Source organism: Aeromonas sp. S8(2024) (assembly GCF_041403085.1).
Taxonomy (GTDB): Bacteria; Pseudomonadota; Gammaproteobacteria; order Enterobacterales; family Aeromonadaceae; genus Aeromonas; species Aeromonas dhakensis.
Genome location: NZ_JBGLRF010000003.1, coordinates 114,647 through 134,146, shown reverse-complemented (window position 1 = coordinate 134,146; position 19,500 = coordinate 114,647). Strand labels below are relative to the sequence as shown.

At 58.6% G+C, this 19,500-nt stretch carries 19 protein-coding genes; 11 read left to right on the top strand and 8 right to left on the bottom strand.

Annotated features, from left to right (window positions below; all coding sequences use genetic code 11):
* The first annotated feature begins 142 nt into the window (after positions 1-142).
* Positions 143-1,591 (top strand): tRNA uracil 4-sulfurtransferase ThiI, encoded by a 1,449-nt coding sequence (gene thiI / locus ACB031_RS09510; protein WP_371139444.1) that lies wholly within the window; start codon positions 143-145, stop codon positions 1,589-1,591.
* A gap of 73 nt (positions 1,592-1,664) precedes the next feature.
* Here the strand turns inward: thiI and ACB031_RS09505 are convergent, their stop codons facing one another.
* Positions 1,665-2,021, bottom strand: coding sequence for a hypothetical protein (locus ACB031_RS09505; RefSeq protein WP_010634335.1), 357 nt, complete (start codon positions 2,019-2,021; stop codon positions 1,665-1,667).
* A 136-nt stretch (positions 2,022-2,157) separates the two neighbouring features.
* Complete coding sequence (locus ACB031_RS09500) at positions 2,158-2,790, bottom strand: trimeric intracellular cation channel family protein (protein ID WP_011705587.1); 633 nt, start codon at positions 2,788-2,790, stop codon at positions 2,158-2,160.
* A gap of 415 nt (positions 2,791-3,205) precedes the next feature.
* On the opposite strand from ACB031_RS09500, the gene flaA reads away from it, so the two are divergent.
* The 7 genes from flaA (at position 3,206) to ACB031_RS09465 (ending at position 10,362) form a co-directional block, all read left to right on the top strand.
* Positions 3,206-4,117 carry a flagellin A gene (gene flaA, locus ACB031_RS09495; protein WP_094697284.1) on the top strand — a complete coding sequence of 304 codons (912 nt, stop codon included), beginning with the start codon at positions 3,206-3,208 and terminating at the stop codon, positions 4,115-4,117.
* A gap of 581 nt (positions 4,118-4,698) precedes the next feature.
* On the top strand, positions 4,699-5,604 hold the full coding sequence (gene flaB / locus ACB031_RS09490) for a flagellin B (protein WP_124250013.1): 906 nt from the start codon (positions 4,699-4,701) through the stop codon (positions 5,602-5,604).
* A 38-nt stretch (positions 5,605-5,642) separates the two neighbouring features.
* Positions 5,643-6,086, top strand: a complete 444-nt coding sequence (locus ACB031_RS09485) for a flagellar protein FlaG (protein WP_017786670.1) — start codon at positions 5,643-5,645, stop codon at positions 6,084-6,086.
* A gap of 27 nt (positions 6,087-6,113) precedes the next feature.
* Positions 6,114-7,523, top strand: coding sequence for a flagellar filament capping protein FliD (gene fliD / locus ACB031_RS09480; protein WP_005299668.1), 1,410 nt, complete (start codon positions 6,114-6,116; stop codon positions 7,521-7,523).
* A 25-nt stretch (positions 7,524-7,548) separates the two neighbouring features.
* Positions 7,549-7,971, top strand: coding sequence for a flagellar export chaperone FliS (gene fliS, locus ACB031_RS09475; RefSeq protein ID WP_010634331.1), 423 nt, complete (start codon positions 7,549-7,551; stop codon positions 7,969-7,971).
* Positions 7,968-8,267 carry a hypothetical protein gene (locus tag ACB031_RS09470; RefSeq protein WP_005299672.1) on the top strand — a complete coding sequence of 100 codons (300 nt, stop codon included), beginning with the start codon at positions 7,968-7,970 and terminating at the stop codon, positions 8,265-8,267. Before fliS ends, ACB031_RS09470 begins: the two co-directional genes overlap by 4 nt.
* 7 nt (positions 8,268-8,274) lie before the next feature.
* Positions 8,275-10,362 (top strand): 6-hydroxymethylpterin diphosphokinase MptE-like protein, encoded by a 2,088-nt coding sequence (locus ACB031_RS09465; protein ID WP_371139443.1) that lies wholly within the window; start codon positions 8,275-8,277, stop codon positions 10,360-10,362.
* Between the two features lie 87 nt (positions 10,363-10,449).
* On the opposite strand, the gene ACB031_RS09460 is transcribed toward ACB031_RS09465, so the two are convergent.
* The 5 genes from ACB031_RS09460 to ACB031_RS09440 form a co-directional block, all read right to left on the bottom strand.
* Positions 10,450-11,271: a cobalamin-binding protein gene (locus ACB031_RS09460; RefSeq protein ID WP_371139442.1), complete on the bottom strand. Its 822-nt coding sequence runs from the start codon at positions 11,269-11,271 to the stop codon at positions 10,450-10,452.
* Positions 11,264-12,214: a cobalamin biosynthesis protein gene (locus ACB031_RS09455; protein ID WP_371139441.1), complete on the bottom strand. Its 951-nt coding sequence runs from the start codon at positions 12,212-12,214 to the stop codon at positions 11,264-11,266. Before ACB031_RS09455 ends, ACB031_RS09460 begins: the two co-directional genes overlap by 8 nt.
* Positions 12,211-12,903: a 5'-methylthioadenosine/S-adenosylhomocysteine nucleosidase gene (gene mtnN, locus ACB031_RS09450; RefSeq protein WP_371139440.1), complete on the bottom strand. Its 693-nt coding sequence runs from the start codon at positions 12,901-12,903 to the stop codon at positions 12,211-12,213. Before mtnN ends, ACB031_RS09455 begins: the two co-directional genes overlap by 4 nt.
* A gap of 107 nt (positions 12,904-13,010) precedes the next feature.
* Positions 13,011-13,769, bottom strand: coding sequence for an ABC transporter substrate-binding protein (locus ACB031_RS09445; RefSeq protein WP_010634325.1), 759 nt, complete (start codon positions 13,767-13,769; stop codon positions 13,011-13,013).
* A 94-nt stretch (positions 13,770-13,863) separates the two neighbouring features.
* Positions 13,864-14,796, bottom strand: a complete 933-nt coding sequence (locus ACB031_RS09440; RefSeq protein WP_279699113.1) for a ZIP family metal transporter — start codon at positions 14,794-14,796, stop codon at positions 13,864-13,866.
* Positions 14,797-15,173: 377 nt separating this feature from the next.
* Between ACB031_RS09440 and ACB031_RS09435 the strand changes: the two genes are divergently transcribed.
* A complete protein-coding gene (locus ACB031_RS09435) occupies positions 15,174-16,805 on the top strand; it encodes a methyl-accepting chemotaxis protein (protein ID WP_162518734.1) in 1,632 nt (543 codons plus the stop codon).
* A gap of 355 nt (positions 16,806-17,160) precedes the next feature.
* Here ACB031_RS09435 and suhB read toward each other — a convergent pair whose 3' ends face one another.
* Positions 17,161-17,964, bottom strand: coding sequence for an inositol-1-monophosphatase (suhB, locus tag ACB031_RS09430; RefSeq protein WP_005299686.1), 804 nt, complete (start codon positions 17,962-17,964; stop codon positions 17,161-17,163).
* Between the two features lie 202 nt (positions 17,965-18,166).
* Between suhB and ACB031_RS09425 the strand changes: the two genes are divergently transcribed.
* Both ACB031_RS09425 and ACB031_RS09420 read left to right on the top strand, forming a co-directional pair.
* The gene (locus tag ACB031_RS09425) at positions 18,167-18,622 is read left to right on the top strand and encodes a hypothetical protein (RefSeq protein WP_017765933.1); all 456 of its coding nucleotides are present in this window, start codon (positions 18,167-18,169) and stop codon (positions 18,620-18,622) included.
* A 186-nt stretch (positions 18,623-18,808) separates the two neighbouring features.
* Positions 18,809-19,471, top strand: a complete 663-nt coding sequence (locus ACB031_RS09420; protein WP_371139673.1) for a glutathione S-transferase family protein — start codon at positions 18,809-18,811, stop codon at positions 19,469-19,471.
* Positions 19,472-19,500: the final 29 nt, after the last annotated feature.

The window sequence follows — 19,500 nt, the reverse complement described above, 5'->3', positions numbered from 1 at the left end:
AGGTTCGGGAATATACGCAAGATTGCCTCGCTGCGGCAAACATTGCGTGGGGGAATGTGAGCAAACGCTCATCCAGTAGGCGCTGGCCACAAAGTTCTGATATAATTCGCGCCCTTAAATCAAGGTCACCCGAGTCATTACCATGAAGTTCATTATCAAGCTGTTCCCGGAAATCACCATCAAGAGCAAGTCGGTTCGCCAGCGCTTTATCAAGATCCTGCAGGGCAATATCCGCAATGTCCTGCGCCGCTTCGACGACGATGCCCGGGTGCGGATGGATTGGGACAAGCTGATCGTGAGCTCCCGCAATGACCAGTTCCGTGAACAGGCCATCGAAGCCCTGGCCTGCATTCCCGGCATTCAGGCCTTCCTCGAGGTGCAAGCCAGCAAGTTTACCGACCTGCACGACATCTTCGAGCAGGTGAAAGCCGTGTGGGGTGACCAGCTCGAGGGCAAGACCTTCTGCGTGCGCGCCAAGCGCCACGGCAAGCACGAGTTCTCCTCCCTCGAAGTGGAGCGCTACGTGGGCGGTGGCCTGAACCAGCACTGCGTGAGCAACGGCGTGCGCCTCAAGAACCCGGATGTGAAGATCAACCTCGAGATCGACGGCGAAGAGCTGTTCATCGTCAGCGCCATCCACCAGGGTCTGAGCGGCATGCCTATCGCTACCCAGGAAGATGTGTTGAGCCTCATCTCCGGCGGTTTTGACTCCGGTGTTGCCTCCTTCCAGTTCATCAAGCGTGGTTGCCGCGTGCACTACTGCTTCTTCAATCTGGGTGGTGCCGCTCACGAGATTGGCGTCAAGCAGGTGGCCTATCACCTGTGGAACCGTTTCGGCTCTTCCCACCGGGTGCGTTTTACTGCGGTGGACTTCGAGCCTGTGGTGGCCGAGATCCTCGAGAAGATCGACAACGGCCAGATGGGCGTGGTGCTCAAGCGGATGATGATGCGTGCCGCCGCCAAGGTGGCCGACGAGTTCCAGATCCCGGCGCTGGTGACCGGTGAGTGCGTGGGTCAGGTCTCCAGCCAGACCCTCACCAACCTGAACGTCATCGACCGGGTGACCGACAAGGTGATCCTGCGCCCGCTCATCACCTGGGACAAGCCGGACATCATCAGTGAAGCTCGCCGCATCGGCTCCCTGGAGTTCGCCGAGACCATGCCGGAGTATTGCGGCGTCATCTCCAAGAAGCCGACCGTGAAGGCCGATCTGGCCCGCATTGAAGAGGAAGAGGGCAACTTCGACTTCGCCATTCTGGACAAGGTGGTGGCCGAGGCCCGTTACCTCGACATTCGTCGCATCGGCGAAGAGACCGCCGCCGAGGTGCAGGAAGTGGAGACCACCGCCGAGAGTGGTGACAACGAGGTGATCCTCGATATCCGCTCCATGGACGAGCACGACGAGAAGCCGTTGCTGGTGGAAGGGCGTGAGGTCATGCATATCCCCTTCTTCAAGCTGGCCACCGCCTTTGGCGACCTGCCGAAAGAGAAGACCTACCTGCTCTACTGTGATCGCGGCGTGATGAGCAAGCTGCAGGCGCTCTATCTGAAAGAGAAGGGCTTTGCCAACGTCAAGGTGTACCGTCCGTAAGGTGACGCTCACGCATGCATAAAAAAATCCGGCCAATGTGCCGGATTTTTTTATTTCACTTGCAGGTTGAGGCTCAAGGGCAGGGGACCGGGGTAAAGGTGGACTGCCCCTGGCAGCGCCATCCCATTTCCGCCTGGCGCATCTGCCACAGGTTGTTGCTGCGAAACAGGGTCAGGATGTAGATCATGTCGCTCTTGGTGCCATCGAGGGCGACCGAGAGCACCAGATCGTTGTCCAGCTGCTGCGCCTGGATGCGACTGGGTATGTCGCTGTGGCCCACGAAACGCAGGGCCACTTCACGATAGTCATTGACCCAGCTCTGCTGGGCGGTGCTTGCCTGACGGATCTGCTGGTTGAACTGCTGCACCGGGGTGGACGCGAGCCGACCAAACAGTACCTGGGCTTCAGCCTGCGCCGTTGCCACATTCATCAGTAACAGTGATGCGATGAGTCCAAGTTTTTGCATGAGGGATTCCGGCTTACAACACTGCATCCTATGACAACAGAAAAGCCTGCTTGGTTCAACGCAACCGGGCCGGGAGTGCGACCTGACGCCGGTTGTGAGGTCAATTGCGCTGCAGCGAGAAGGTAGGCAGTGACAGATGCCAGTAGATGGCGGCCACCCGTAAACCAAACACCGCCGTCATGCAGATGAGCATGGCGGTCACCCGATCCACGTTTATCTCAAGCGCCAGGGTATAGAGGATCCCCCCCAGGATGCAGGCGGTGGCATAGATCTCCTTTTGCAGCACCATGGGCACCTCCCGGGCCAGCACGTCCCTGATCATGCCGCCGGCCACCCCTGTCATGGTGCCCATCAATACGGCGATCAGCCCCGATGTACCAAAGTTGAGGGCTTTCTGTGCCCCGATCACGGTAAAGAGCGCCAGCCCGAAGGCGTCGGCGACCGGCAACACGTACCAGGGCATGCGACGGGGCAGCTTGACCATCCACATGCCGATCAGTGCCGTGGCGATCACCACCCAGATGTAGAGGGGGTCACGTACCCAGAAGACCGGGGTGGCCCCCAGGATCATGTCGCGGATGGTGCCGCCGCCGATGGCGGTGACCGCCGCCAACACCATGACGCCAAAACCGTCCATCCTGAGACGGCCCGCCACCAGTACGCCCGAAAACGCGAATACCGCAGTACCAAACATGTCGCTGATGTAAACAATCTGCTCAACCAGTGTCTGCATGGAGAACAACTCACGTCCAATTGTTGATGGGGCCGCGATTTTAGGGGGGATTGCGGCGTCTGACCAATGGCTGCCTGCAAGAAGTGGGAGCCAGACCAAGTTTTTCTCGGCCGCGATGGCGCCAGCCAGCGCGATGCATCTGAGCGGCGTCATGTTGCAGGGGAGGTGGATGTAGCCCTGCGCCCGGCCCGTTGTCGCAAGCCCGATGAACCCAGTGAGCAAAACAGGGCACTTTTTTCCTCAAGTTCAGCCGGAACATGCCGATATATAGGGTAAGCGGCGTTAATGCGATGAAGCGTTGAAAATAATGCTAAAGACATCGAAAAAGAGGCCGTTAAATAAGAAGCATCGAACAGGAAAGACAATAAAGTTCGAGCAAATTAAATAGTAAATTTAATAGCTTAGGAGAATAGTCATGGGTCTTTATATCAATACGAACGTTTCATCGCTCAACGCTCAGCGTAACCTGATGAACACCAACAAATCTCTGGATACATCCTACACCCGTCTGGCATCCGGTCTGCGCATCAACAGCGCCAAAGACGATGCCGCCGGTCTGCAGATTTCCAACCGTTTGACCTCCCAGATCAATGGTCTGGATCAGGGCAACCGCAACGCCAACGACGGTATCTCCGTCGCCCAGACCGCCGAAGGCGCCATGGATGAAATCACTTCCATGCTGCAACGGATGCGTACTCTGGCCCAGCAATCCGCCAACGGCTCCAACAACACGGATGACCGTACCGCGTTGCAGCAAGAGTACAGCCAGCTGATGACTGAAATCGACCGGGTGTCCAAAGACACCACCTTCGGTGGCCAGAACCTGCTCAATGGTGGGTATGTGGGCTCCTTCCAGGTTGGTGCCGATGCCGGTCAGACCATCACGTTCCGGATGACCACTGCCTTCAGCATCTCTGGCATGGCGTCTGCAACCAGCGGCAGTGCGGCAGTGACGACCACTACCTCGGGCGAGCCTTATACCATCACCAGGACGGCAGGCACTCCGGTCACCTCTACCAGCATGTCGAGCATTACGGCGGCAAGTTCCGCCCAGTCGGCCATGGCCAACCTGGATTACATGATCAAGGTGGTGGACAGCAAGCGTGCCGAACTGGGTGCGGTGCAAAACCGGTTCGATTCGACCATTCGCAACCAGGCGAACGTCTCTGAAAACGTCAGTGCCGCCCGTTCACGGATCCGCGACGCAGACTTCGCGACCGAGACCGCCAACCTGACCAAGCAGAACATTCTGCAACAGGCTGCCTCGACCATACTGTCTCAGGCAAACCAGCGTCCGCAGTCAGCACTCTCCCTGCTGCAGGGCTGATAAAAGAAAACAGGGCGGTTGTTCAGGCCGCCCTGGTCAAGAGATGGAACAAAGGGGTGTTCGGTTCGCACTCTGTTCTATCGGGAGAGAATCTATTCTCTACTAGTAAAGCCAAGTGTTGTACAGCTGTTCAGTTCTGTCACGCTTGGTCATATTCTCCTGAGCGTATGCTCGTTTTAGGCCGGATCTTCCGGCCTCTTTTTATTGTGCCGTCAAAATGACGCCACTCCCCCAGATAAAAGCACAAACTGTGCCAACACTCAGAATTCATCTCTGTCACGCCGGCTTTAGGCCCTGCTCCCTTTCATTGGGGATGGCTTGCCGGTTCACCTTGCCGCTTGCCGGATAAAACTTGCCGCCTTCGGCAATTATTTTCCTAAAGCTTGTCGCTGCGCTGCCGTTAAATAAAGTGAAGCAATCGAGGGGTGTTCGGAATCCAACGTTTGCACTACTGCGGGTGACCTGTCCGTTCAAACAGACACCCGCCAGAAGAATCAGGCTCGTTCAACCTGTTCTTCTAACGGTGGGACGCCGCTTTGGCGGTGCAACCCGCAGTCGCATGTTCTTCGGGAGAATATTTTATGGCCATGTACATCAACACGAATACTTCATCACTGAACGCCCAGCGTAACCTGATGAACACCAACAAGTCCCTGGATACGTCCTATACCAGACTGGCTTCCGGTCTGCGTATCAACACCGCCAAGGACGATGCTGCCGGTTTGCAGATCTCCAACCGTTTGACCTCCCAGATCAACGGCCTGGATCAAGGTAACCGCAACGCCAACGACGGTATCTCCGTCGCGCAAACGGCTGAAGGGGCCATGGATGAAGTGACCAGCATGTTGCAACGCATGCGTACGCTGGCACAACAGTCCGCCAACGGCTCCAACAACACCGATGACCGTACTGCACTGCAGCAAGAATTTGACCAGTTGACCACGGAGATCAACCGTATCTCCAACGACACCACCTTTGGTGGCCAAAAACTGCTGGATGGTACCTACAAGGGGTCGTTCCAGGTCGGTGCCGACGCAGGTCAGACCATCACCTTCAAGATGACCTCCGCGTTCACCATCAGCGGGATTGCGGCGTCCACCAAGGGCAGTGCGACCGTTGCGACCAGCGCCACTGGCGAACCCTATACCGTGACCAAGGGCACGAGCGCTGTGACTTCTACCAGCGTCAGCAGCATCACCGCTGCCAGCTCGGCACAACTGGCCATGGCCAACCTTGATTTCATGATCAAGGCGGTTGACAGCAAGCGGGCGGAGCTGGGTGCGGTACAGAACCGGTTTGACTCCACCATTCGCAACCAGTCCAACGTCTCTGAAAACCTGAGCGCCGCACGCTCTCGTATCCGTGACGCAGACTTTGCGACCGAGACAGCCAACCTGACCAAGCAGAACATTCTGCAACAGGCTGCGTCCAGCATCCTGGCGCAAGCCAACCAAAGACCGCAGTCTGCTCTGTCCCTGTTGGGCTAACAGAACAGCAGTGATGAGCTAGGAAAAGGAGCGACGATATGGCCAATGAAATTGGGATCCCGTCATCGGTCACTCCTTCTTCTCTTCAGTCAAGTAGCAAGAGCGGCCAATCGGCCGCTCAAGTGCTATCTGGCACGACGGAAGAGCAGCGGGTGACGGCACAACAGGATGTGAAAAAACAGCAGGATGCTCTGGCTGGTGATAAAACCGCCAAACAGGACGTATCCAATGCCGATATTGAAAATGAGGTGCAAAACTTGCAAGAGTTCAGCAAGTTGCAAGGCTGGACTGTCAATTTCAGTGTTGAGAAGGATCTGGATCAGGTGGTTATCAAGGTGGTGGACGCCGAGACCAAGTCAATGATCCGGCAGATCCCGAGCGAGGAGCTGCTGGCCATCAGCAAGCGGATCAAGGATCTGCGTGAGGGCGATGTATCTGGCGGCGGTTCGCGGGTCGGGTTGCTGCTCGATAACGAGATCTGATACGAAAAAATTAAGAGGAGAGAGAGTATGCCCACCATTACGTCTGCCGGTGCCGGCTCTGGACTCGATTTGGAGTCAGTGATTGCTGCCAGTGTCGATGCCAAAAAGGCACAACTGATGCAGCCCATCACCACCAAGAAGACCAACACTCAAATCACTCTCTCCGGTGTGGGGCAGCTGAAGTCTGCCATCGCCTCGTTCGTGACCACTCTGCAGGCCATGGCGAAGGATGATGCGTTCAACAAGCGCTCCATCAACATTACCCAGGACAAGGACAAACCCGTGCTCAAGGTGGAGAGCAAGGCGGGGGCCTCCAACGGTCAATATGACATCAGCGTCGAACAATTGGCGAAGTCTAGTAAATTTGACGGCACCTTCGACTCGTCGACGACCCCCCTCATCACTCAGGACGGGAAACTGACGTTCAAGGCTGGCGACAAGACCTTCGATGTGGATGTCAAGGCGGGTGACTCGCTGCAGTCCATTCGCAAACGGATCAACAATGACGCCGACAACTTCGGTCTGAGCGTCAACATCATGAATACCTCAGATGGCAAATCCAAGCTGATGATCGACTCAGGGGTCAGCGGCGACGGCAAGGATCTGCAGATCACCGGCAGCACCACTGAGTTGACCGACAACCTGGTGTCCAAGTTGACCAAGAGCCAGAGCGCTCAGGATGCCAAGATAAAGGTAGATGGCAACTCGCTGACCAGTGCGACCAATACCTTCGATGGCACCATAGTCGGGCTCAAACTGACCGTGCTCAGAGAGTCGGATAGCACGACCACCACCGATACCAACGGCAATCCGGTCAAGACCTACAGCTCGAACAAGGTCGATGTGACCACCGACAAGGCCGGCATCAAGGACATGGTCAAGAGCTTTGTCGACGGTTACAACGCGCTGGTGAAGAAGAGCAATGATCTTGGCAAGCGCAACTCGATCGTGGCAGGGAAGAGCCAGAATGATGGCGGTGCATTGGCCGGTGATGCGACGACGCGTGCCGTGGTCAACATGATGAACGGCCTCATCACCGAACCCTCCAAAAAATCGTCTACCTATTCAACGATTTTCCAGATGGGTATCAAGATGGACAACAAGGGGGTATTGTCCATCGACGATACCAAGTTCAGCGAGGCCATCGACAAGAACTTTGATCAGGTAGTTGCGGTGTTTGGCGGCAAGGATGGGGTCGCAGGCAAGCTGGCCAGCCAGCTGGAAACCTACTCCAAGACCGGCGGCCTGCTGGCCAAGCGGGAAGATTCGCTCAATTCCGATCTGCGCGAAGTAAGCCGCAAGGAGTCGGATGTTACCGCCCAGCTGACCAAGTATCAGGAGACCTTGCGGGCTCGTTATGGCAGCCTGGACAGCATGCTGGCCAAGATGAACAAGTCGGCCTCTTATCTGAATCTGCTCAATACCAAAACGAATTAATACGTAGTCAGGAGCCGTGCCTCTTATGTATCGGAAAAATATCAAGGCTTACACCACCCAGAATCTGCAGTCCGAGCTGGCGGTGGCGGATCCCTACCGGGTGATCCAGCTGTTGATGCAAGGTTGCCTCGAGCGTCTTGCCCAGGCCCGTGGTGCCATCGAACGTCGTGATTTCGAAGCCAAGTCCCAGTCCATCTCCAAAACCATGGCCATTATCAACGGTTTGCAGGACTCGCTGGACCTCTCCTATGGCAAGGTGCCGGAAGATCTGTTTGCGCTCTACGACTACATGAAGGTGCGCATGATGGATGCCAGTCGTGACATGGACATGGCCGCCATCGACGAGGTGATGAACCTGATGCTGACGGTCAAGAGTGGCTGGGATGCGATTCCGGTCGAAGAGCGCGATAAGGCCATTGCCCAGCAAAAAGCGGGTCGTGCGGAATGAATGATGCCAAGCTGTCCGGCTTGATGAACCACGGCAGCCGTTTGCGGTTGCTGTTGGAGCAAAATGAGCTGGCGGCAGCGGAAGTGCAAATGGAGCACTATCTCGCTGCCCTGAACGAGGTCTTCGAGCATATCCCAGCTGACAGTCACCTTAATGCAGAGCAGCAGCAAGCCCTGTCTCAGTTTCACATGATCCATGCGCTGATAACGGATGCGAGACACCTGGCAGAGGATGAATTGCGCCAATTTTCCAAGGCCGGTCGTGTGGCGGGCCTTTACAAGATGAATGCGGGTTGAGTACCGAATGGATTTTAACAAGAACATCAAAGATGCCGAGCATGAGCTCTCCCGTCTAGCCAGGCAGAAAGAGCAGGAGGCCGCCATGCTGGAGGTGCTGCCCGTTCGCCATGAACTCAATATGGCTGCCTTTGAAAAATATATGCCCGGAATACATGCATTTTTCAAAGAGTATCAGCCAGTCAGACCCTTCCGATTTTTCTGCAACGAGAACGGCGTTCCAAATGTTCTTTGGCTGGACGATGACGTCTCCCTCTATGGCGATGATCCCTTTGCCGAAGCACAGGCCCAGATTGCCGAGGTGATCGAACATAGCGTATTGCAATGTATCGACTTCGTGCCTCAGTGGTATCTGGAAGGCCAGATCCATATCGCCTACAACAATGCCATCTCCGAGCTCAAGGAGAATGTGTCGCTGGAAGGCTTGCCGCTTCGCAAAGCGCTGGATGCCGACATTCCCTTGTCCTTCATGTACGGGATCGGACTGGGTTATCAGCTGGGCTACCTGTATGAGCGGTGCCGGGTTCGGAATCTGTTTGCCTTCGAGCCCGACCTCGATATGTTCTACGCCTCGCTCTATTGCTTCGATTGGCACAAGTTGCTCGAATACATGGATCAGGAGTCGCTGAGTCTGCACCTGTTCATCGGTGTCGATGAACAGCTGCTGGTCGCCGACATGATGGAGGCGCTGCATCGCAAAGGGGCATTCTGGTCGGCGAGCTATTTCTCGTTTTGTCATTACCACTCACCCAAACTGCATGCTCTGATCGACAAGGCAGAGGGCGAGTTGTATCTGCTCAAGACGGGTTGGGGCTTTTTCGATGACAATATTTATGCGCTGGCCCACAGTCACACCCATCTGCAGGATGGCACGCCTTTCCTGAAGCGAGAGCGGGATACCTCGCTGGTCGAGCAGGTACCGGTATTCGTGGTCGGCAATGGTCCGTCGCTGGATCAGAGCATCGACTTCATCCGGCAGCATCAACGGCAAGCCATCATCATTGCCTGTGGCACGGCCGTCAGTGCGCTGCACAAGGCGGGCATCAAGCCGGACATCTACGTGGCGGTGGAGCGCACCAAGAGCTCGGCGGATTTCCTGCGCATCCTCAATGCGGATGACTTTCTCAAGGATGCGGTCTTCCTCAGCGTTGACGTGATCCACCCAGAGTGCAAGACCTTCTTCCGCAAGACGGGTCTGACCTTCAAGCCCAACGAGCCGATGTTCGCCATGCTGGTCAGCCGGTTTGGTCAGGCTTTCGAGTATGAGTCCATTGAATTCTCCAACCCCTTCGTTGGCAACACCGGCCTCAATTATGCGGCGTTGCTCGGGTTCAAACAGGTATACCTGTTCGGAATAGACAATGGCTACAAGTACGCAGACAAGCATCACTCCACTCTGAGTCTCTATTACAACGAGAAGAGAGAAGCCAAGTACGACGAGAATCTGAAAGATACTTTCCCGGCACCGGGCAATTTTGGCGGGGAAGTGCGGATCAATCATCTATTTGGCCTGGCAATCCATAACATGACGCGCGTGCTGACAAGCCATCCGGATATGCGCTGTCTGAATTGCAGTGATGGGGCCTACATTGAAGGCGCCATCCCTCAACGGGTGGATGCCCTGCAAGTCAACAGCCCGGAGCTGGACAAGATCGCCTTGCTTGATGAGTTGATGGCGTGCAGCTTCCAGCCGTTCGACATGGCCAGTGTGGATTTTACTGCCGCGCTCAATGTGACGCTGTTTGACGATCTGCTGGAGAAGTTGCGTACCGACTGGCGGACAGTCAAATACGAACATAATGACATACTGGCCATGATGCAGCGTCACCACGACTATCTGCTCTATTTGCTGATGAGCCGTGATTGCCATCTCTACCGTGTCTTGATCGGCTCGATGAACTATTTCTACGCCAACATCATCGGCTTGATGATGACCCTGATTGACGCAGCGCCTGACAAGTTCGAAGCCAAGGTGAAAGAGGCCGAGGTGATACTCGAGCGGTTCTTCGACGATGCGAAGCCGATTTATGCCGATGCCTTCCAGCGACACGATTCCGTCTACTTCGTGGGACTGGATATCTTCAAGAAGAAGTGACGGCTATCTCTCATCACGTCTCTGCCAAATAAAAAACACCGGCCTACGCCGGTGTTTTTTTGTTGTACGAGTGATTGGCTGCGGGCTTTAAAAGCTTGGTGACTGTACACCTGTGATGGCCCGGCATATCTGCTCCACCGCATTGAGTGCTCTCGGGGTGAAACGGTGCAGCTCATCCGAATTGATGAGTTGCAGACGCTGGTGACGAACAGCATCCACCATGGGCCACTGTTGCCAGTGGTGCAGGGCGTCAGCGTCTTGACTCCCTGCCAGGATCAGTGCCGGATTGGCCTTGATCACCTGCTCCAGGCTGACCTGGGGATAGGGCGTGGGGGCCGCTGCCATCACGTTTTCCCCACCGCACAACTCGATGGCCTGGGCGGGCCAGGCGTTGCCGCTGACGCTGGTGAGCGGTGGATACCAGAGCTGGTAGAACACCTTGATATGCTTGGGTTTGCCGTAGCGCTGGCCAAGGGCGGCCAGGCGGGCGAGATAGGCATCGGCCTCGGCATTGGCGGTTTTTTCCACCCCCAATGTTTTTCCCAAGGCCCGCATCTCGGTGGCGAGGGAGGCAAAGTCGGTCGGTTCTGAATAGAACACCGGGATCCCCAACTGCTCGATGGGGGCCAGCATGCGGGATTGGGCGGAGCGCCAGGCGACGATCAGGTCGGGTTTCTGGGCCAGCAGGGCCTCCAGATTGATGCTGCGATAGTTGGCTACCTGGGGCAGGCGCTTGACCTCGGGCGGATAATCGGAGGCATCGTCGGTGGCCACGATGCGATCCCCTGCACCGATGGCAAACAGCAATTCGGTCAGGTGGGGGGTGAGGCTGACGATGCGTGTCGGCGGGCCGGCCAGCAGGGCTGGCGACATGCACAACAGGCAGAGCAGGGTGAGCCATCTAGCCATGCAGGTGCTCCAGCACAGTGAGCAGCAATGCCAGCGTCAGCCAGCCCCAACCGGCTTGTTGCAGGCGGTTTAGCAGGCGCAGGGCCGTACCGACATCCGGCTCGGCGGCGGCGTCAAACACGGGAAAACGGATCAAGCTGCCCTGATAGTAACGGGGGCCACCGAGCTTGCAGCCCAGCGAGCCGGACAGCAGCGCCAGCAGTATTCCCATGGCGGGGTAGGGCCAGAGCATGGCTGTACGCAATCGGCTGGCCAGCTTGCGCAGCTGGGTCAGGCACAAGGGCAGCGCCAGCAACAAGATGGCAGGGGTACACAGGGCCTGGTAGAGCACGGCGGCGGCCCGGCCAAAGTGGGCAAAGGCTGGCAGTTTCGGGCTCCAGCCCTGATTCATCAACTGGGCGAGGCGCCACAGCAGGGCGCCTTGCACACCCGCCAGGGCGAACCCCAGTAGCGGGCCGGCCCATTGTCCTATCAGGCGCAGGGCGCAGCTTTCGCTGACCGCCTTGGCAAGCCCCATCAGGGAGAGTTTACCGGTGTCGCGTCTGAGCCAGGGGGCGGCCTGCAGCCGGGCCACCACCAGAGTATCCTGGTCTGTCAGCGAGCGAGTGGCACGGGCCAGCTCCCGTAGCGGGCGCGATTCCAGCATCAACAGCAGAAACAGCAGATCGAACAGCGGCTCCGAGAGCGAGAGATTGCGCACCGCCCAGAGTCCGGCGGCGCACGGCAGCCAGACAATCAGCATGGCCAGCAGACCGGCCTGCAGTTGCTGACCGGGGACGCCATCGGGGCGACACACCTTGTGACCCAGCCGAGTCAGCAGGGGCACGACGGCGGAGAGCCGATAGTGGGCCGGCCAGGGCACGATGGCCTCCAGCAGCGCGGCCCCGAGCAAAATGGCCGCCGGAGTGGCGGCCATCTGTTCCAGCGTGGTGAGAGTGATCACAGCTTGCCGAGCATCTTGATGATCACTTCGGCAGAGTGCTTGCCGGCCACCTCGATGAAGGCATCGAAGGATTCAACCTGTTCCTTGCCGGCGATGTCGGACATGGCACGCACCACCAGATAGGGCACCTTGAACATGTGGCACACCTGGCCGATGGCCGCCCCTTCCATCTCGACCGCCAGCATCTGCGGGAAGTCGGCGCGAGCCTTGGCGATGGCGTCCGGCTTGCACATGAACTGATCGCCGGTGCAGATGAGGCCGACCTTGGTCTGATGCTTGCTTTGCTCGGCAATGCAAGCCTGGGCGACGGCGATGAGTTGCTCGTCGCAGGGGAAGGCGGCAGGCTGCTGCGCCATCTGACCCATCTCGTAGCCAAAGGCGGTCACGTCGACATCGTGGAAGCGCATCTCGCTGGCGATCACCACGTCACCTATGTGCAGGTCCTGGGCAAAGCCGCCGGCAGAGCCGGTGTTGATGACGCAGTCGGGGGCGAATTTTTCCAGCAGCAGGCTGGTGGCGACGCTGGCGGCGACTTTACCGATGCCGGAGCGGGTCAGGATCACCTCCTTGCCTGCCAGGGTGCCCTGATAGAACTCGCAACCGCCCAGTTGCAGGGTGGTCGGGTTGCTCATCTGGCTGCGCAGCAGGGCCACTTCCTGTTCCATGGCGCCGATAATACCTACTTTCATCACTCACCTCGTCTTGATGGCCAGTTGGCCGAATAAGTTGTTGTGGATCATAACAAAAGTTGGCGATGGCGCCGAGCATTCCGATGCTGGCGGGTGGGAAGATCCACTCAAGGGTAGCGCTCGGCCAATCTGGCCAGCTCGCCGCGGTCCGCCAACCGTTGCAGGGTATTGGTAAACAGGGCCAGGCGGGCAGGGGAGGTGCGCTGGTAAAACAGGATGTAGAAGGGGATGGTCTCCATGGCGGTGGGGAGGATGCGGATCTGGTCGCTCAGGCGATGGCGCTGCAGGTCGGCTTCGATACCGGGTGAGCGGTAATAGACGAAGCGTCCGCGCTTCATCAGCAGCTTGTCGTAGTTGGCGGCGCTGCTGCTCCCGCCGCTGTCGATGATGAGCCCCTGTATGGCCTGCAGCCGTTCGATGGCGCCACTGCCGTGATTGACGAGGATGATCCCCGCATTACCCAGCGCCCTGACGTCGTCCCAGTGGTGGATCTCGACCGGGTCGTCGCTGCGCACCGCCAGGTGGTAGCGTACGGTGAAGATGGAGGGCTGCAGATAGAGGAAGTGGTTGCGGCGGACCGGGTTGTCGCCCACGCCGCAGAGGAAGTCGAGCTGGCCGAAGCGCACCCGTTTTTCCAGCCGCTTGAGGGGGATAAAGTGCTGATCCCCCTCGATGCGCAGGGCAGGCTCCTGTTGCTCCATCAATCGAAACAGCTCGACGCAGAGCCCCCCGATGCGGCCATCAGCCATCTGGGTATATTTGGGGGCGGACTCGGGCTGCGCCGCCGTGCGATAAATCTCGGTGGCGCTGACGGCCCGGTGAGTGACTGCCAGCAGACAACCCAGCACCATCACCCGGAATATCATGTCATGCTGGCCCTCGATGCGTGGGGAAATGCGACGGTGCCTGCGGATGTCGCGGCGCTAGTGCTGAAACATTACGCCATATATCAGAACCTTATCAACCAAGCGCCGTATCCAGGGTCATCATCAAGGCAAACCCGGCCATCAGGCCCAGGGTGGCGTGGGTCTGGTGGCCGTTGCGGTGCGTTTCCGGGATCACTTCGTGGGAGACCACGAACAGCATGGCGCCGGCGGCCAGCCCGAGTCCGATGGGATAGGCGATGGCCATCCCGCTGGAGAGACCGACGCCGAGCAGGGCGCCGAGCGGCTCAAGCAGGCCGCTGCCGATGGCAACCAGCACGGCCATGCCGGGGCGAAAACCGGCGGCGCACATGGCGAGCGCCACCGCCAGCCCTTCCGGAATGTCCTGCAACGCGATGGCGGTGGTGAGCGGCAGGCCCACCGACATGTCACCCTGCGAGAAGCTCACCCCGATGGCCATTCCCTCCGGCAGGTTGTGCAGGGCGATGGCAAACACGAACAGCCAGACCCGGGAGCAGCTCTCGTGACCGGGGCCGCAGGGGCCTGTCTTGTCGTGTTCATGGGGGGTGAATTGATCGAGCCCCAACATCAGGAGTACCCCGAGGGTCATGCCTGTCACCACCACGGCGGCGGCGAGAAAGCCGTTGCCAGTGATCCCCTCTGCCGCCTCGAGCCCCGGCAGCAGCAGGGAGAAGGCGCTGGCCGCCAGCATCATGCCGGCGGCAAAGCCCAGCATGCTGTCTTCTACCCGTTGCGGAACCGAGCGCAGAAAAAGGGCGGGCAGGGCGCCAAGTGCGGTGGCGGCAAAGCCGGCCAAGCCACCGATAAGGCCATAGCGAACGCCGGGGCTGATGTCGCCGGCGGCCAGCATCACCAGGCTTTGCAGCAGCAACAGCACGACGGCCGCCAAAGCAACGAACAGGCCGATGGCGATCACCGGGCGTGCCCGCAGCTGCTCGCGCAGCTGGGCTGACCAAGAGGAAAGGGGCAGGGCTGACGCGTTATCCATGAAGATCACCTCTTTTGCTTGACGGCAGGGATGGCGCGGCGCCATCCGGGGACTCTTGCATTACAGCGAGCCGGGCCTCACTTGTCCATGCCGGGGCATCGATTGCATTCATCGGCTAACTATTTGAAATGATGTGGTCGTCTTGAATAGTTTGTGACGAAGATCTGGTTGTATGGAAAAACAACTTGCTTTGTTGCGGCGAAAGCTGGTGAAGGAGTAGGCAGGTTTGTGGTAAAGTGCCGCCCTCGCGAAACCCACCCTTCCCTTGGTCTTTCGCAACGTCCCATCTCCCGTCAGGAAAGCCCGGGTTACCAGTTCATACGGATGTGATCGCCACTGTGCACCTGCTTGTCAGCAGTCGAGGATCACCAGCCACCATGTTTTACAAAAATCTGTCTATCGGCAAAAAGATTGCCGTGGTCTTTGCGGTCATTGCCGCCGTCAACGTGATATTCGGTATTTTTCTCTCCAGCGAACTGCGCGGCGTGCGCGATCGCGTGTTGAATTTTACCGACTCCACCCTGCCTAGCGTGCTCTCGGTCGAGAACCTGCTCTACGACGTATCCTACGTGCGCCGCGCCCAGTTTGCCCTGCTGATGGTGGATGACGCCACCGATCTGCAGGCGCGTCGCGGCCGCATCCAGGCCAGTGTCCAGAAAGTCGAGCAGGCCTTCCGGGGCTATGAGGCCACGGTCGGTGCCGCCCATGAGCGTCAGGTGTTCAACGGCGCCAAGCAGGCGTGGCAACGCTACCTGAACTCGGTCAATCTAGTGGATCAACTGCTGGCACAGGGCCAGCTGGAGCAGGCCAAGGTGCAGCTGTTCCAGTCCAACCCCATTTATGGCGAGCTGGAACAGGCGGTCAACGGCCTGGTGGAAGTGAACCTCGGCTTCGTCAAAGAGAACCGCGGCAGCCTGCTTGACAGCGTCAACATGGTGACCAGTTTTGCCATGGTGAGCATCGGCAGCCTGCTGCTGTTCATGGTGGCTATGACCTGGTTCCTGACCCGCCAGATCTGCCTGCCGCTGCAGGCCGTGGTGGCCCAGGCCAACGCCATCGCCGCCGGCGATCTGACCCATCAGCTGGATCGCCAGCACATCGGTCGTGACGAGCTGGGCATGCTGGCCAAGGCGTCTCTCAAGATGCAGGACAACCTGCGCGGTCTGATTGAAGAGGTTGTGGCGGCCGTGACCCAGCTGGGCGCCGCCATCGAAGAGGTGAGCGCGGTCTCCGAGCAGTCGGCACAGGGGATCCAGAGCCAGCAGCAGGAGATCTCGCTGGTTGCCACCGCCATGGCCCAGATGAAGGCCACCGTGGCCGATGTGGCAGGCAACACCGAGACGGCGTCCGAGTCGGCCAGCTCCGCCAATGCCCTGGCGCGCCGCGGCAATCAGGATGTGCAGAGCTCGCTGATGGCAATCACCCGGGTTGCCGAAGAGATTGAACAGGCCGGTACCCTGGTCACCGAATTGGAGCGAGAATCCGCCCAGATCAACGTGGTGGTGGATGTGATCCGCGGCATCGCCGATCAGACCAACCTGCTGGCGCTCAACGCCGCCATCGAGGCGGCCCGTGCCGGCGAGCAGGGCCGCGGCTTTGCGGTGGTGGCCGATGAGGTGCGCACCCTGGCGGGTCGCACCCAGGCTTCTACCGGCGAGATCGTTGCCATCATCGAAACCCTGCAGGCCCGTGCCAACCAGGCCAAAGAGGTGACCGGCCAGAGCTGCGAGATGATCCGCCAGTGCGTGGAGCAGAGTGAGCAGACCAGCGACGGCATCCAGCAAATCGAGGAGGCGGTCGCCCAGATCGCCGACATGGCCATTCAGATCGCCAGTGCCTGCGGCGAGCAGGACGCGGTCTCCGATGAGCTGGGTCGCAACGTGGAGCGGATCAACGAATCCTCCAACGAGGTCGCCGTTGGTGCCGATCACACCGCCCGCGCCTGCCTGGAACTGAGCCAGCTGGCAGCTGGTCTGCGTCAGACCATAGGCCGCTTCCGCCTGGCGTAATAGCTGTATCGGCACCAGATTGGGTGCCGTGTCATGGCCTGTTGCTGCAGGCAAACAGTCAACCCGGCTTCGGCCGGGTTGACTGTTTTTGTTGCTCCTTCATCTCAAGGCATGAGCACAGGGATGGGTCACGACTCTAGGCCTGCGGTTGGTATCGAGCATTGACGTCGCACAAGGCGGCAGTGACGCTCACGATCTCGCCAGTCGGGACAGCGCTGGCCATGAGGGGCAGAGGAGCGATGGCAATGCGCATTGGCAGGGATTTGCTTGTCAGCGTCGATGGGCTGATGGTCATGAAAAGGTCATAAAAAAACCCGGCCTGAGCCGGGTTTTGATGAGTGCGGATAGCGCTGGCTTACTTGGCCAGGGATTCCGGCAGCTCTTCGCGGATCTTGCCCAGCATCTCTTTCAGGACACGCGGGTTGGCAACGACGATGTTGCCGGAGTTCTCGTAGTTGTGACCACCGACGAAGTCGGTGACGATGGCACCGGCCTCTTTGGCCAGCAGCTCACCGGCAGCGGTGTCCCAGGGCTTAAGGCCGATTTCCCAGAAACCGTCGACGCGACCGGCAGCCACATAGGCCAGATCCAGCGCGGCGGAGCCGGCACGACGGATGTCGGCACACTCGATGAACATGCTCTGGAACATCTTCAGGTACGGCTCGATGTGGTGCTTCTGCTTGAACGGGAAACCGGTGGCCAGGATGGTGCCGGCCAGCTCTTTGGCCTTGCCGACACGGATGCGGTAGCCATTCAGCTGGGCGCCGCTGCCACGGGTGGCAGTGAACAGCTCGTCACGGATCGGATCGTAGATCACGGCTTGTTCGGTCTTGCCCTTGACGCGCAGGGCGATGGAGACGGCAAAGTGCGGAATGCCTTTGACCAGGTTGGTCGTGCCATCCAGTGGGTCAATGATCCATTGGTAGTCCGGATTGGTACCGGCAATCTCACCAGACTCTTCAGCCACGATGCTGTGTTCCGGGTAAGATTTTTTGATGGTGTGAATGATGGCCGCTTCGGCTTCACGGTCAACGTTGGTCACGAAGTCATTGCTGCCCTTCTGGATAACCTCGATGTTCTCGGGTTGAGAAAAGGCTTTTACTACTACTTGACCGGCGTTGCGCGCAGCGCGCACGGCGATATTCAGCATCGGATGCATAGGTTCACCACTGGATGTTAAAGAACGGGGGAATAAAAGGACGCGGTATCATACCAGTCTTTTCGACAATGGCAACTGTTATACGTTATCGCTCCGGCCTTGACGACTGCCAGATCTGACGGCTCCAATATAGGCTCTTTTTGGTCTAGTCTTATGGGCAGCAGCCGAATAACAGGCTGCCTTGAGCATAGGGACGTGGATCATGAATTTGTCATTAGTGAGTCAAAAACCGTCGGCAACCTCCACCCAGGGTTTGCTGGCCGCCTTGCGGAACTCGACCGGATACGGCGACTACTTCAACGAGCTAACCATTACCCAGCCATCCCACTGGCAACCTGGCAAGGAAGAGGCGGCTATCCTGCTGCTGGACGGGGATGCGGCCTGGCCCGAGTTTGCCTGGCAGCGCAACAGCGACACCTTCGGGTTGCCGGTATTGCCGCTGCTGATGCGCAAGGGAGACGGTACTCTCACCATTCAGGGGCCGGATGTGCGGGACCCGCGCTTCTATTTCGTCTCCAACGGCATCGTGCTGGAAGAGTCTGAACTTGCCGATCCCGCCTGCAGCCGGGTGCTGCTGAACAAGCTGGAGTCCTACTTCCCGCTGCTTTCCCGCCTCATTCTGCTGCGCCAGCGTCAACCCATGGGGCTGTGCAACTAGGCTCTTCCTTCCCTGCGCCGGGCTGTTCAAGCGGCACAATATTTGTCATAACTGACCGGTATTGTGCCGCTTCGTCATGTTCAGGCCGGGGGATGTCCATGTTGTCCATCTCGCTGCGTTTCTCTGGCCGACATGGGCGAGGCCCTGTCCGTCCTGTGCCAATGTGTGAATCACAAGGAGTCCATGATGATCGATTTTTATACCGCCGCCACGCCCAACGGCTTCAAGGTGGCGATTGCCCTTGAAGAGCTGGGCTTGCCCTACCGTCTCATTGCGCTCGACCTGTCGGCGCTGGATCAGAAGAAACCCGAGTTTCTGGCCATCAACCCCAACGGTCGCATTCCAGCCATCGTCGATCGGGATAACGGGGACTTCGCGGTGTTCGAGTCGGGCGCGATTCTTCTCTATCTGGCCGAGAAGGCAGGTAAGCTGCTGCCGGCGGATCCCAAGCGCCGCTCCCTGGCCATTCAGTGGTTGATGTTCCAGATGGGTGGGGTGGGGCCCATGATGGGGCAGGCCAATGTCTTCTATCGCTACTTCCCGGAGAAGATCCCGGCCGCCATCGAACGCTATCAGAAAGAGGGACGCCGCCTGTTCGAGGTGCTCGACAGCCATCTGGCCCAGCACGAATATCTGGCCGACGAGTACAGCATCGCCGACATTGCCACCTGGCCCTGGGTGCGTATCTATGACTGGAGCGGTATCTCTATCGAGGGGTTGCCCCATCTGCAGGCCTGGATGGACCGGATGGCTGACAAGCCGGCCTGCCAGAAGGGGATCACCATACCGCCGCGCAACGAGAAGCCGGAGGATCTGGTCAAGCAGGCCCAGCAGATGGTAACGCGTTGATTTTTATCGTTGACGGGGCCTAAAACCCC